Genomic DNA, 14,895 nt, shown 5'->3' with positions numbered 1-14,895 from the left:
AGTAAAAAACTCAACTTTTCCGAATATTGTCAATACCACCTGTTCCAAAGTTCGGTGAAAGGACCGCGAGGGTTGAGGTAATCAGGGATTAGCGCTAATCCTTGATTTGCGTTATCGTTGTAGCCATCGCCAACTACAACTGTTCCGCGCGGTAATTCGTCAATAATTTCTCGCAAAACATTTGGGTCGTAAATAATGGTAATACTGTTTGTTCCGCCGCCTTCTAAGCGAAACGCTCCTGTTCCGACGCTAAAAACTGCTCCTCGCACTACCATATTTCCTGATGTTTGTAAATTAAGGTCTTTGGTACCTCTATTTATAATTAATCCTCTTATTAAACTGTTATTACCGAGTTGCTGAGCAGTGGCGCCATCTTCAAGGATAATTAAAGTATTTCCGGTAGGTGCGCTTCTGAAAAAATTTGTTGCGAATTGACCGGCAACAGCACTTCGTTCATCAAGAATTAAAACCATTTTGCCTGTAAAACCGTCGCCGCCGGCATTAAATGGTTGCGCACCGGCAGCGTTTCGCCATCTTACTACCATCCAGCCATTGTTCCGGTCTCTGTTTGCTCTGCCGGCAGCGCTTTCAAAAAGGTCATTTAGCATACCACCTGTGAAACCTGCTCCTGTATGCGTCATTTCAGTAAGCTGTGATAAATCAATGTCAATTGCTGGCGGGTCAACCGGGGAAATACCGAGTGAATCAAACAAATCCATTGGGTTGTCTGCAGCGTGTGTCCAACCTGATGCTGGGGCGTTGCTTGGTCTGTTGTTTGCCGGTGTAGCGGAAAATAAAAATTGTGCTCCGGTTTGACTTGCAACAGGCATCCAATTTCTTGGTGTGGATGCACCTGCACCATAAATTCTTCCGCTACTGGTTCGCAACACATTTTCAGTGCCGGGAAAACTCCAAGCGCCGTTCCAATTCGTGTTGCTTGCGTCTCCATTCAAAAATGCACCGCCAAATATAGTTGGTGCATTGCCGCCGCTTACCACTATTCTTGAATCCGAACCAAGTCCGGCATTAAATGTGCTACCCTGGGTTTCCAGTAATACCGGAGCAGTTGCGGCTGTTTCCCCATCTTCCAATCCTAAAAACACAGGTCCGTTAAATGTGGTTCCCTGTATTAAAAAGGATGGGTTAGTCGCTTGTGATAGAATTGACGTTGTAGGGCGACCTCTTCGTCTAAATTCGCCGTCAAATCTATGCCCTGAAAAACGCAGATTACCTCCACCTCGCAGGAATGCGTCAGGTCTGTTGGCGCTAGTGATAGGGGGATCTGCCGTAACAATTAAGCGTGTATTGATTTCGTCCATTCCGCCTCCTAAAAATAGCGCGGTTGTAGGAATTAAATTTTCTGCCATTGCACCTTCATAACCAAAAATCTGGTAAACGCCGATGTTTTGCGCTCGGCTACCGCTTGCGTCGATTGCCTCGCTTCTGAGCTGGATGGTAATGTATGAGTCGTGCACACCCAAATTGGGATTACTTCTAAATCGGAGCGGTTGAATAGTTGATCCGAGGTTTTCTTCTGTGATGCTTTGTATTTGCGAAAAATCGATGTTAACAACTTGAACGCGAAATCTTCCGCCGTTTCCGTCCGAGTGAAATGCGTTTGCACCGTCCGCGTTGCCAACAAGCCATCTGTTTGCTCCTGTCGGGTCGTTAAATAAATCCGTAAGAAATTGTTGCGTTGTCGTTGTGTCTTGTTCTGAAATGGACGCGGCGGGGTTTGTTAAAAGCGTTATCGCATAAGTCAACCCACCCGTTGCCGCAAATCGCGCCATCTCCGAAGAGGCGCGCAAGGAAGAGTCGATAGTTTCTTTTCTTGCGGAATTAAGGACGAGCATTGCAATCGCTCCGACAAAAACAAGTGCTATGAGCACATAAACCAACGAAGCGCCTTTGTCATTGTTAATAGTTTTTCTCATAAAAACTACCTTTCCGCCGAATATTTCGGCAAAGCTAAAAAACGTTAAGACAAAACAGCGAGGCTGCTCTGCCCATAATTCATAGTTTCGCCAAAAACAACGGAATATGCTAATATTATAAAGTACGGTGGTACCTTCTAAGGTAAGGGTGGCAGAACAACCGACAAAGGTTATTCTCCCTTACCTTAGTCGAGTACTGAGTATATAATATAACAAATGCAGAGATAGTATCTCCACAGTCGTTGTTTTTGGCATTTGTAATATAATTTATGCTTGCGTGAGAGTGGTGAAAAAATTATATTTTTGCTCGAATTTTCTACAAAATCATATTTTTTCCTACAAAATGAGAGGCGGATATCGCCTCGACTATTGCCCAAATATTATATTTCTGTGCGAAAAACTAAAAGGAAAAGCAAAAATGGAAGAGAAAAACAATTTTATTTACGATATTATACGCGAAGATTTGGCTTCGGGAAAGCATAAAGAAATTATTACGCGATTTCCCCCTGAGCCCAACGGCTACTTGCATATCGGGCACGCAAAAGCATTGTGTCTGGATTTTGGCGCGGCGCTTGATTTCGGCGGAAAATGCAACTTGCGAATGGACGACACCAACCCAGAAAAAGAAGATGTGGAGTACGTTGAAGCGATAAAAGAAGACGTAAAATGGCTCGGATTTGAGTGGGACGGATTTTATTATGCTTCCGATTATTACCAAAAAATGTTTGAAGCGGCAATGGAACTTATCGACAAAGGGCTTGCGTTTGTCTGCGAATTAACATCCGACGAAATGCGTGCATATCGTGGAACTCTTACGGAAGCGGGTAAGGAAAGTCCTTTCAGAAACAGAAGCGTTGAAGAAAATAAAAAACTCTTTTTGGCAATGAAAAACGGCGAAATCGAAGAAGGAAAATTAGCTCTCAGGGCGAAAATCGATATGTCTTCGCCCAACATAAATATGCGCGACCCTGTAATTTACAGAATTGTTAAAGCAAAACATCACCGCACGGGCGACGATTGGTGCATTTATCCGATGTATGATTTTGCGCATCCAATCGAAGACGCGCTCGAAAAAATAACGCACTCGCTCTGTTCTTTGGAGTTTGAAGACCACCGTCCGCTCTATAATTGGGTTGTGGAAAATACCACAATGCCCGCAATTCCGCGCCAAATTGAATTTGCACGTCTCAATCTTACATACACAGTAATGAGCAAGCGCAAACTTCGCAAACTTGTGGAAGAAAATTTGGTGGACGGTTGGGACGACCCAAGAATGCCGACTTTGTGCGGAATGCGAAAAAGAGGCTATCCTGCGGCGGCAATTCGCGATTTTATCGGCAGAATTGGGCTTGCAAAACGCGACAGTATTGTAGATTTTGCTTTGCTTGAACACTGCATTCGCGAAAATCTTAACAAATCGGCAATTCGTTTGATGGGAGTTTTAGACCCGATCAAAGTGATAATCGAAAATTACCCCGAAACCGAAACCGAATATTTAGAAGCGATAAATAATCCCGAAAATGATGCGGCAGGAACGAGAAAAATAGCATTTTCACGCGAAATTTATATAGAGCGCGAGGATTTTATGGAAGATGCGCCAAAAGGCTTTTTCCGCCTTACTTTGGGCTCGGAAGTGCGTCTCAGATACGCCTATTATATTAAATGTACGCAGGTAATAAAAGATAAAAACGGCGAAATCATCGAACTTCGGGCAACTTATGACCCTGCAACAAAAGGCGGCGACTCTCCCGACGGACGAAAGGTGAAATCTACCATTCACTGGGTGGACGCGGCGACGGCGAAAAACGCGACAATAAATCTTTATGAACGCCTTTTCACAAAAGAAAATCCCGAAGATGTCGAAGAAGGACAAGAATTTACGGCAAACATAAACCCCGAATCACTCAAAGTAATAACAAACGCAAAAGTTGAGGCGGCGTGCGACGAATTAAGCAAAAACGGCGCATTCCAATTTGAGCGAAAAGGTTATTTTGTCGCTTCGACTCCGCTCAGCGACCGGATTGGCGAAAACCAAGCGTTAGTGTTTAACAGAACGGCGACGCTCAAAGACGCGTGGGTAAAACTCCAATCCAAGGCATAACGCGTAAAAAAAGGAAACAACGAAAGGAAAAGCAATGATTGCTCTGCCAATCCAAGAACCGGTATTTGTCTTTGCGATAGTAATGGCAGTAATTTTTTTGTCGCCATACGTTATGCGGCTCGTAAAACTTCCAGAAATTGTGGGCGTTATATTTTTCGGAATACTTTTGGGACCAAACGGCTTTGGCATTTTGGAGCGCGATACGGGGGTTTTGCTTTTCGGCACGGTCGGAATTTTGTTCATTATGTTTTATTCGGGGCTTGAGCTCAACATAAAAAGTTTCAAGAAAAAGACATTCCGAAGCATAGTTTTTGGGCTTTTAACCTTTGTTTTTCCGATGACAGCGGGCTTTATCTGCGGATATTTTATTTTGAACTTGGATTTGATTGCCGCTATTTTATTCGGAAGCGTATTTGCTTCTCACACGCTTTTAACATATCCCGTTGTGGATAAAATGGGCGTAAAAGATGACGAAGCCGTCGTTGTTTCAGTCGGCGGAACACTGATTGCAAACTCAATAGCAATGCTGATTTTGGCGGTTATAGCAAGTTTGAAAATGAACGAAGGCGGCAACGGCAACGAATGGTACTATGCTCCCGCAATTTTTATGAGCTTCTCGGCGTTGGTAATGATATTTGTTCCGCGAATTGCCCGTTGGTTTTTCCGCACTGCACAGTCCGATACTTACACACAGTATATTTTTGTAATAACAATGCTTTTTGCGGTTGCGTCTGTCGGGAAAATTATCGGAATTGAGCCGATAATCGGGGCGTTCTTGGCGGGGCTTGCGCTTAACGTCATTATTCCCGCAAACTCCATTTTAATGAATAGAATAGGATTTATCGCAAATACGCTCTTTATTCCATTTTTCCTTATATACGTAGGAATGCTTACGGACGTTGAAGCGCTTTTCAGCGGTTGGAGCGTTGTCGGTATTACCATTATGATGTTTATTATTTCCGTTCCTACAAAATATTTGGCGGCTTATTTAACAAAAAAAATATTCGGATATTCGAGAGTGCAAAAACAACTTATTTTCGGTCTGACAAATACTCAGGCGGCAGGAACTCTCGCCGTTATAATAGTGGGTTATAACCTCGAATTATTTCCGAGAGTATTTTTGGATGGGGCAGTTTTGCTTATGCTTATAACTTGCATAATTTCGGCGATTTATACTGAAAAATCCGCTCGATTTATTGCTTCGCAAAGCAGGTCTGCAGACAAAAAAGATAAAACAGGCGAAGACGAAGACGAGAAATTTCTGTTGCTTCTTTCAAATCCCGCGACTGCTACAAAACTTGTGGATTTGGCGCTTATGATGAAAGACCCCGAAAGCGAAAACCCCATTTATCCGCTTACTTTGGTCATTGACGGAGGCATAAACACAAAAGAAGAAATCGCGCAAAAGCAAAAACTTCTGGAACAAGCGCAAAAGCACGCTTCGGGAACAGACCAAGCCACGCACCTTATTACGCGCGTCGATGTAAATGTCGCTTCGGGAGTGAGTTTGGCGTCTAAAGAGTTTTCGATAACGCATACGATTTTGGGGTGGAACCCAACGCACAAGGGTAGCACAAAAATTTTCGGAACAGTGATGGAGCACATTCTGGCGGTAAGCGACAACGCTATTATTAACGCAAATGCGGCAAACGAGTGGAACGTTGTTAAGCGTTTGGTGCTTATACTTTCGCCGCATTCGCATTTTGAGCCTAAATTTGCATCGACCATTACGCCGATTTTGCGTCTTGCTTACGCTTTAAAAACCACAGTCCTTTTACATTCTTCCAAACGTCAGCTGGACAAAGTTATGGAGATTTCGGGCAATCAAAATCTGAATGTCGATTTTGTGTTTCAGGAGCGCACATCTGCCGAAACAGCATTGAAATTTGCAAAACACACTCTTCGTTCGCAAGATTTTTCGGTTGTCCTTTGCGGAAGAAAATCGTCGATAAGTTTTCACGAAGATTACGAAAAAATTCCTAATATCATAAATACGCGCTTTCCCAAGAGCAACTTTTTACTTGTTTATTCTCCGCAGGAAACAAAGCAAGAACTGCGTGCTCGCAACGGTTTTGTATAGGAATTTAGCATTTCTATTGACTTTGAGTGTGGCGAAAAATTATATTCACGGCTATATTTTACTTATTTTTTTGCATTTTTGCAAAGAAGGTTTTTGAGGGGATGGGGAATTTATGAAAAGATTGTCAGACGAAGAATTGTTGAGGTTTAGAAATTTATTGCTCGAAGAAAAACAAAAGGTTATTGAAGCGCGCAGCAGTTTGCTTGAGCAGACAGTTGGGCAGGCGGTCTTTGATTCGACCGGAGAAATTTCGCATTATGCAATGCATTTAGGCGATTTGGCTTCGGAAACTTATGACCGTGAGTTCAATATGAGCTTGTCCGAAAGACAGGCGAAATATCTGGAACAAATCGACGACGCACTTCAAAGAGTTGCAGACAAAACTTACGGGGTTTGTCAGGTAACGGGAGAAGTTATTCCTGTGGAACGTTTGGAGGCGGTATTGACTACAAAATATTCGGTCGAAGGAAAAGAGCAGTTGAAACGTAATAACTTGGGTTAATATGCCTAATCTATTTCGATTGTTTTACAACAGCAGAGCATTTTTGCTCTGCTGTTTTTTCGTTTTTCCTTCTTGCCTTTCCGCTTTCGGTCTCGCCGACAACATAAACCAAAAAGTTCAAATAAAACTTACGGAATTGGCGAATACGGGTTATCCGTTTGCACAAATTTCGCCTGAAATAACGCAAGAGAGCGGCGAAATTAAAGTAGAATTACACGTCGAAAAAGGACATTTTGTAGGCGACCTGCGACCAAGGTTTATAACAGACGGAAATTTGAGAGAGCATTTAGTCCGAAAACCTGTAGAGCATTTTTTTGCGGATAGCGCCAATTTCTATAACCATAAAAAAATTGAGGCGGCAATTTCCGTCTTGCAAAGCAGGCGATATGTGCGAAATGCGGCATTTTTCGCACCCGAAATCAGTGCGAGCGGTGATTTTTATGAACTTCCCATAAAAGTGTTGGGGCACAATTCCGTGTTTTTTAGCGGCGGAGCGGGAATTTCGACTCATCCGAAAACGTCTGTTGTCGGAAATGCAAACTTTAATATTGTAAATCCTTTAGGTTTTGGTGAAGTTTTTGATTTTTCATATATCGGCGAAGAGACATTTTACAGAATAAGCGGTGATTTGCAAATCCCTTACTTTTTAGCAACACCTTTTGGGATTGTGCTTTCGGCAAATGCGGAAATCGGCGAGAATTACGGCTCAATCTTGCTTTCTGCGGGAGCGCAGTACTTTTTCGGAGGATTTTGGACTGCGGGACTTTTGGGCGTTTACAGCGAACTTTCGCAAGAGGACTCGGTTTCGAGATACAGCGGAATTCGAGCAGTGCTCGAAAACACAAGAACACGCCTGCAAAAAGGACGAAGAAGCGCGCATTTTGCATTTGAAGTAGAAAGCGGCGTTATTCATAATCAAAATCAGCGTTTGCCCAAAGCCGATATTCTTGCAAATACCGAGTTCCATATTCCTTTTGGTGCGTCGCGGTTTGCTTATTTAACAAGTCCTCGTCTCGGAATTATCGCATACTCAATGCCGCAGGATTTACACGAAACTCAAGTTTTTCGCTTGGGAGGCGCAAATTCTGTGCGAGGGTATCAGGAGAGCGTTTTTTCGGCGGTTGCTTTTGGGAGTTTAGGCAACGAATTTCGCTTTTATATGGACAATTTTTCGGCACTTTATCTGCTTGCCGACTATGCGGCTATGCAAAAAAACGGATATTCCCTTTCGCAGACAGAGCATATTTTGGGCTACGGCGCAGGAATTTCGCTTCCTTTACGCAACGTAGTCTTTTCGCTTGAATGGGCAAGGCACATAAGAGATTTTTCGGATTTCGGGCGACTGCATTTCAGATTTTCGACGTTTTAAGGCGACGAATTAGACGAAAGATTTTTCGCCTCTACATATCTTCTAACACAACTTGCGCCGCGGTGTATCCGCTCAGAACCGTATTCAGCATTCCGCAACCGGGACGCGTCCAATGTCCGACTTGATATATGTTTTTGATGTGCGTTTTTATCGGCATTTTTGCTTCGGCGTAAATATCGGCGATATTTTCAAAGCCGTAAATTGACCCGCCTGTGTTGAGCGTGTATCTTTCGAATGTGTTCGGAGAGCCTGTTTCTACAAAATCTATGTATTCTTTAATGCCGGGATATGCGACGTTCAGCTCTTCAATCATTTTTTGAGCGATGATTTTTTTATCAACTTTCCAATTTTGGCTGTCGGATTGCTTTACAAACGAAAAAAGGAGTATTGTCGGGTCTGCGATAAACTCCACTGAATGCAAAATCGCCAGATTGTCGCAGTCAAACGGAAGTTTGGGATTGCTGTGAATTCTTCTGTAAGGCGCGTTTATGTCTTTATTCTTAAAATAAAAAGCGACATTTGAGTTGATATATTTTTCGTATCCTTTTTTCATTCCCAAATAAGCGATTACTACGGAGTCTGCAGGGTTTAAGCGCGCAAGCCTTTTTTGAGTGAATTTAAGGCGGTTGTCTTCGCTAAGCAATTTGTTATGCAAAAGATAAGGCGAACTGCCCGAAAGTACCAAATCACAGTCGATAGAAAGCCCTTTTGCCGTTTTTACGCTTTTTGCTGCTTTGTCTTCGCAAATAATGCTCTCTATGCTGTCCTTTAAAATTATTTTTCCGCCTCTGTCCTCTATGAATTTTGCCAATGTTTTTGCAACCGCGGCAAAACCGCCGACAATTCCGTGAGAGCCGTCGTGAAAATGCGCGTTGAAAAGCATCTGCAAAAATAAATGCTGAGCGTATCCTGAAGGCGCGCCGACATACATCCACATTCCCGAAAGGAAAAAGCGCAGTTTTTCGTCATCAAAAAGTTCTTCGAGATACGAGCCGTAGGAATGCCCCAAAAATGGCGCTACCGCCGAATGTTTTTCGTCCAGAAGCCCGCGTTTTCCTTTGTCGAAATGTGTTAGAATGGCGTCGTAAAGCAAATCCAAATCACCGAAAAATCTGTCAAGCCCTTTTTTTTGATGCGAATAATCGCCGTAAAGCTTTGCGAGAATGTCGCTTTTTGCTTCAGGCATAATATCTGTTCCGTAAGGCGAAATCGTGCGATACATTTCCGGAAATTGGAATGTTTTTATTTGGTCGTTTATGTTTAATTGTCCTAAAATTTTGCGGAGAACTCCGTTGTCGCCGAAAGGAACGGTGTGGATGCCCGATTCAAAGCAATAATTTTTTCTGTAAAAATTATGCGCATACCCACCTATTCTGTCGTGTTGCTCTACCACGACAACTTTCATACCAGCCTGCGCTAAAAACGCGCCCGCTGTAAGTCCTCCGATACCGGAACCTATTACGACGACATTTTTCATTGTTTTTCCTGTTTTATGTTAGAAAACTTGGAGTAAAATACTATTTGGTACAGGTAAAAAGCAATACGAGAGAACGTTTTTTACTCTAATTTACGCCACAAGATTTATAACAGAAGCGGAAAGTTGCTGAAGAGTTGCACTATTTGAAGTATATGCCGAAATTGCGTCGACTATTTGATTTTGCACTTCATTTGTATTTTCGACAACATTGTTTTGGGCGACTTCGTTTTGTATCGGTTGGGCGGCTTGTTGCTCTGTTGCGTTTTGCGTTTGCGTTTCCTGCTTATTTTCTTCGGTTTGTGCTCGCGCTTCCTCTCTTGTTTGTTCGGCTATTTCTGCTCGCGCCGCCGATTTTGCCTGATTTGCCGCCGCCGCTATCGCATTGTCTGCAGAAGATGGCTCTGCGGGAGCCATAGCCGCCGCAATAACCGTCTGCATTTTTCTTAAGGTTGCTTCAGGGTCGCCTTTTATTGGTGAAGTGTCGATTTGTACTTCGCCGCCGATTGCATATTTGCGTCCGTCGGGACCTGTTTGGTAGGTGTAGCTCGGACCACTTATAACGTATGCGCCGCCTGCCGCCGCGTGCGCTTGTTCGTGAGCGCGGACTTCTCTGTCGCGAGCGGCTAATTTTTCTATAATTTCGCGCTCTTCCGAGGTAAACTCTTCTTCGCCTGACTTTAGTGCCGCCTGTTGCGCCGCTTGTACGTTTTGTTGTTCGTCGGTGTTGCTTGTTGCGTCGTTTGCGTTGCGGGCATTTTCTGTGTCGCCTGCGTGATTTGTTTCGATTTTTGCTCTCGGAAACGATGGGATATATTCGTCAATTCGAGGGGTTGCAGTCATTCGGCAACCGCCTCCGCTACTGCAAGCGCAACCTAAGCCGCCTCCGCAACAACCGCAACCCGATTGTTCATTGTCGATTGCCGCCTGTTCTCTCATTTTGGCAATAGCATCCGCCGCGTGCGAGTTTTCTCTCGCGCTTGTAAATCCGTAAGGATAATCGCTTAAACCAAACATCAACCCTGATATTGCCGACATAATTTCGTCCTCCCTGACAAAACCCCCTCCTATTCGTAATTATCGGACAAAATTCGGAGTACTTTAGTAAAAAAACGCGTTTTTGTGTTTTTGTGCGCATTTTGCGTTTGGACAAAAAATATTTTACTGTCATTATGGAAAATAAAAAATTATATTACAGCATAAGCGAAGCTTCGGACTTTCTGGGCTTACAGGCAAACACCCTGCGCTACTGGGAAACGGAGTTTTCAGTATTGGCTCCCGCTAAAAATCGCGGAGGCAACCGAGTTTACAACAAAAAAGACATCGAAATCGCCGAAAAAATCAAATATCTGCTTTACGAAGAAGAGTTCACCATAAAAGGCGCTGTAAAAATGATGAAAAAACTTAAAAGCATTCCTTTGGATACCTACAAAAAAACGAGGAACTTAATGTTAGACAAAAATTTCTTGGCAGATTTTGAAAAACTCTGCGTTCTTCTCAAAAAGACAACAGTCGCCTCTCCCGAATAATTATTTGGTGCTCAATTATGGTATTCTGCGCACTGACAAACTCTGTGATTTGCAAAATCGACAAATCACTTTTTGAGAAAATAGAGGCTGAAATCACTTGTCTCGGTCAAAATTCGGACAAAGACGACTTTGAAACAATCAAGAAAAACTTGATAAATCCGCCCGTTCTCTCGGACGATGAATTTGCATTTGAGGCGACCTACGTGATTTTGGCGGGCGGTTTTTCGCAAAAAACGGCAAAGAAAATATTCGGTGAGATTTGCGCCGTTTTACAAAATCGAGAAAATGTATCGGGTAATGAACTTTTTGAAATTTTCAAAAACGCCAATAAAACAAATGCAATCGCAAAAATTTGGAACAATCGCAAAACTTACCGTGATAAATTTTACGCCCTGAAAACCGACGACGAGAAACTTGCTTTTTTAGAAACGCTTCCGCACATCGGAAAAATTACCAAAAATCACATCGCTCGAAACCTCGGAATTTCTGTCGTCAAATACGATATTTGGATAATGCGGCTTGCGACGGCGCTTGCGGGCGGCGACTGTTCGGGAAAATTGACGCTTGACGAAAACGTAAAATCCGCCTGCGACAAGATGTTCTCGGATTTGCAGAAAGAAACAAAATTGCCTGTCGGCTTACTTGACGCGGTGCTGTGGAAAGCGTGTCAAATCGGACTTTTTACGTTCAAAGAATAATTTTTTAAGAAAAGCGCCGTGTTTTATAGTATATTTATGTAGAAATTTGAAACTAAAATTTGAGGTTATGCAATTATGATGAAATTGAAAAAAATCTTATTTTTTGCGGTATTTGCGACAGTGTTGTTTTTTATCGGGTGTACTGAGGATAATACTATTATTGATTCAACGCCGCCTTTTGTTCCCGTAGCAAATATTACTCTTGCTCAAACAACGATAACGGCAGGTACTTTAGCTTTAAACGGGACAGTTGAACCTTCAAACGCATCAAACCAAGCGATTATTTGGTCGGTTAACAATGCAGGAACAACAGGTGCAACAATTTCGGGAAGCACATTAAACACAACAGGTGCGGGAACAGCGCAAATAAGAGCAACGATTACTAACGGACAAACTGCAACAACAAACTATACGCAAACTTTCAGCATTACGGTAAATCCAAGTGGCGGCGGTGGTGGCGGCGGGACTTCGGGAAATGTTATTAGTCCAAACAGAACTCAGGAGCTGATGAATGCAGACGTGAGAACTGCTTTTGACGCATATAGTCGTGGTTATTTGCGAAATGTTACGGTTAATGGTGTTAATATGAGCTATATTTATGCGCAGGGAACCGGACCGGCTTTAACCAACACTGTAACTATTTCGGAAGCACACGGCTATGGAATGAAAATTTTTGCTCTTATGAATGATCGTGCTACTTTTGACAGATTAAACGCTTTCAGAAAAGCACATCGCTCGCCAATAGACAGCCGTCTGATGGCTTGGTTTATAAGAACTCCGGGGCAAGTGCCGATAAATCAGCCTTGGTCAAATCAATATGGGTCAGGTACAGCAACAGCAAACTCTGCGACTGATGGCGATTTAGACATTGCTTACGCTCTGCTTCTAGCGCACAGCAGATGGGGTGGAAACTATCTAGACGAAGCCAAAGAAGTTATAGCAGGGTTAAAAGAATCAAGTATGCACCAAAGTCCTGTATATAGACCGAAACTTGGAGATTGGCACGCTCGAAATTGGAATATAACGCCAAGTCGTCCGGGGACTGACCCGCGTATGGAATCGAGGTCTTCGGATTGGCGTCCTGCGCATTTCAGAGCGTTTTTCAGAGCAACAAATGATAACTTTTGGAATAACGCCGCAGATATGGTTTATACGGTTTTGGGACAATCGGCAAACAATAACACGGGACTTATGCCTGATTTTGTTTCGGGTAGTCCGGCAAGACCAGAGCCAAATCCTTCTGTTTCCGGAGAGCATAATATGCATCGTTTCGCATATAACGCTTGTCGGACACCGTGGTTTATCGCAATGGATTATGTCCATTACGGAACGCCGGCTGCCGAAATACACATTAACAGAATAAGCGGTTGGCTCAGAGGGGCGACTAATTCTACTGTAAGCAACATCAGAAGTATGCGTGAATTAAGCGGCACTTCGTTGCAAAATAATTACAACACGATGGTATTTGTTGCACCCTTTGCTTCAAGTATGCTTGCCAATGCGGATAATCAAGCATTTCTGAACTCTTTGTACACTGCTATCAGAACCGGAAATGCGGGAAATAATAGTTGGATAACGCCGTATAACGCATATTCCGCCGCAATCCAAGTTTTGAATATGCTTCTTATTACAGGAAACTGGGAGGCTCCGCTATGAAAAAAATTGTGCTTTTAGTTATGTTTTTATCGGCGGCTTTGCTTTTTGTCGCCTGCACGGAGGAGTCGATACAAGATATAAAACCTTTTGTTCCGGTGACAAATATTATTCTTGCCGAAGATGCAACAGTGGCGCGCGCATCCCTTACGTTAGACGGCACTGTTGAGCCTGAGGGCGCGACGAACAACACGATTATTTGGACGGTTGCAAGTGCGGGAACAACTGGCGCAACAATAGCACCGGGAAGCAACATATTGAATACTACGGCGGCGGGAACAGTTACGATAACAGCAACAATTACCAACGGACTAACCGCTACAAGCAATTACACACAACCTTTCACTATTACTGTTAGTTTCGTACACATTCCGGTAACGAATATCACAGGTGTTCCTCCAACGGCAGCAATGGGTGTTCCTTTGACTTTAACAGGAGCTGTAGTCCCATCAAATGCAACCAACAGGACAATTACTTGGTCGGTAGTCGATACCGGTACAACAGAGGCAACATTCACAGGAAACGTACTGCATACCAAAGCGGAGGGAATAGTAGTTGTGAGAGCAACAATTGTCAATGGTGCAACAGAGACAACAGACTATACGCAAGATTTTAGTATTACGGTTAATATCAGGCGTGTTACCGTAACAATTAATAATAACGACGGCACGGCAAATCCTGCGCCAATCGAGGTCATAGCAGGAGCAACGTTCTTTTTGCCTGAGCCGGAAACACGAGTAAATTATACTTTTAACGGTTGGTTTACATCTGCAACCGGAGGGCAACGACTTGGCGGAGGCGGCGATCCTCATTCGGTCGCAAACAACGCAACAGTTTTTGCTCAATGGACGCGAATAATTGTTATCGAGCCAACTTTGCCAGGCGAATCAATTCGACCAAATCATATATCGCAAGCGCAAATGGACGCTGATGTTATTCGACTATACAACGATTTGCGTGATTCTTTTTTGCGAACTTCCAATAACGGATTGCATTCTTGGTTTGAAGCAGGCGGGACGGGAGTAGCGGGTAGCAACGCGCTCACAAACTCCGAAACGCACGGCTACGGAATGATGCTTATTGCGTTAGCGGCAAATATGAGCGGCGCAGCAAGAGGCGATGAACGACAAATTTTTGACAGAATGAACGCGCTTCGCAGAGTGCAGAGTTCTGTTGAACAACCGCGTTCTCCCGCGACTAAAAATTATTTGATGTCTTGGGTTGTGGTTGACGTAGAATCAAGCGAGCCGGTTTTTGAGGTTCGCAGTTGTTGGGATAACGACATAAGATGCTGGACTCAAGGCACCGGCATACTTCCTGCACACAGAGATATACCGGCGCGTTTCGGCAGAAGCAATTCGGCAACCGACGGCGATATGGATATGGCGTACGCGCTCCTTTTGGCTTATAGACTTTGGGGCGATCCGCAATATAAAAGCGATGCAGTTGACATTATCGGCTCGATAAAAAGTTTGAACTTTCACAGATCGCCCGGCAATCAACATCGAACAAATTTAGGCGACTGGCACGGCAGATGGGGGCAAGCGACATTGTC

At 43.6% G+C, this 14,895-nt stretch carries 11 protein-coding genes; 8 read left to right on the top strand and 3 right to left on the bottom strand.

Annotation, left to right across the window (positions count from 1 at the left end):
* Positions 1-29: 29 nt before the first annotated feature.
* Positions 30-1,934: a hypothetical protein gene (locus tag FWE23_07985; GenBank protein MCL2845372.1), complete on the bottom strand. Its 1,905-nt coding sequence runs from the start codon at positions 1,932-1,934 to the stop codon at positions 30-32.
* 418 nt (positions 1,935-2,352) lie between these two features.
* On the opposite strand from FWE23_07985, the gene FWE23_07980 reads away from it, so the two are divergent.
* The 4 genes from FWE23_07980 to FWE23_07965 all read left to right on the top strand — a co-directional run bounded on the left by FWE23_07980 (position 2,353) and on the right by FWE23_07965 (position 7,986).
* Positions 2,353-4,035: a glutamine--tRNA ligase/YqeY domain fusion protein gene (locus tag FWE23_07980; GenBank protein ID MCL2845371.1), complete on the top strand. Its 1,683-nt coding sequence runs from the start codon at positions 2,353-2,355 to the stop codon at positions 4,033-4,035.
* A 34-nt stretch (positions 4,036-4,069) separates the two neighbouring features.
* A complete protein-coding gene (locus FWE23_07975; protein MCL2845370.1) occupies positions 4,070-6,115 on the top strand; it encodes a cation:proton antiporter in 2,046 nt (681 codons plus the stop codon).
* A gap of 112 nt (positions 6,116-6,227) precedes the next feature.
* Positions 6,228-6,617 (top strand): molecular chaperone DnaK, encoded by a 390-nt coding sequence (locus FWE23_07970; protein MCL2845369.1) that lies wholly within the window; start codon positions 6,228-6,230, stop codon positions 6,615-6,617.
* Position 6,618: 1 nt separating this feature from the next.
* Positions 6,619-7,986 (top strand): hypothetical protein, encoded by a 1,368-nt coding sequence (locus FWE23_07965; GenBank protein MCL2845368.1) that lies wholly within the window; start codon positions 6,619-6,621, stop codon positions 7,984-7,986.
* A 31-nt stretch (positions 7,987-8,017) separates the two neighbouring features.
* Here the strand turns inward: FWE23_07965 and FWE23_07960 are convergent, their stop codons facing one another.
* Together FWE23_07960 and FWE23_07955 are read right to left on the bottom strand one after the other, a co-directional pair.
* Positions 8,018-9,463: an NAD(P)/FAD-dependent oxidoreductase gene (locus FWE23_07960; protein MCL2845367.1), complete on the bottom strand. Its 1,446-nt coding sequence runs from the start codon at positions 9,461-9,463 to the stop codon at positions 8,018-8,020.
* 90 nt (positions 9,464-9,553) lie between these two features.
* Positions 9,554-10,498, bottom strand: a complete 945-nt coding sequence (locus FWE23_07955) for a hypothetical protein (GenBank protein MCL2845366.1) — start codon at positions 10,496-10,498, stop codon at positions 9,554-9,556.
* A gap of 134 nt (positions 10,499-10,632) precedes the next feature.
* Between FWE23_07955 and FWE23_07950 the strand changes: the two genes are divergently transcribed.
* From FWE23_07950 to FWE23_07935, 4 genes are all read left to right on the top strand, one after another.
* A complete protein-coding gene (locus FWE23_07950; protein MCL2845365.1) occupies positions 10,633-10,989 on the top strand; it encodes a MerR family transcriptional regulator in 357 nt (118 codons plus the stop codon).
* 17 nt (positions 10,990-11,006) lie between these two features.
* Entirely contained in the window at positions 11,007-11,687 is a 681-nt protein-coding gene (locus FWE23_07945; protein MCL2845364.1) for a hypothetical protein, read from the top strand.
* A 75-nt stretch (positions 11,688-11,762) separates the two neighbouring features.
* Positions 11,763-13,343 (top strand): glycosyl hydrolase family 8, encoded by a 1,581-nt coding sequence (locus FWE23_07940; protein MCL2845363.1) that lies wholly within the window; start codon positions 11,763-11,765, stop codon positions 13,341-13,343.
* The coding region (locus FWE23_07935; GenBank protein MCL2845362.1) for a glycosyl hydrolase family 8 at positions 13,340-14,895 on the top strand (1,556 nt) is incomplete at its 3' end. The genes FWE23_07940 and FWE23_07935, both read left to right, overlap by 4 nt.

This window comes from Chitinivibrionia bacterium (assembly GCA_009779925.1).
GTDB lineage: Bacteria > Fibrobacterota > Chitinivibrionia > Chitinivibrionales > Chitinivibrionaceae > WRFX01.
The sequence above is the reverse complement of the archived record's forward strand: the minus strand, read 5'-3'. Positions and strand labels throughout refer to the sequence as shown.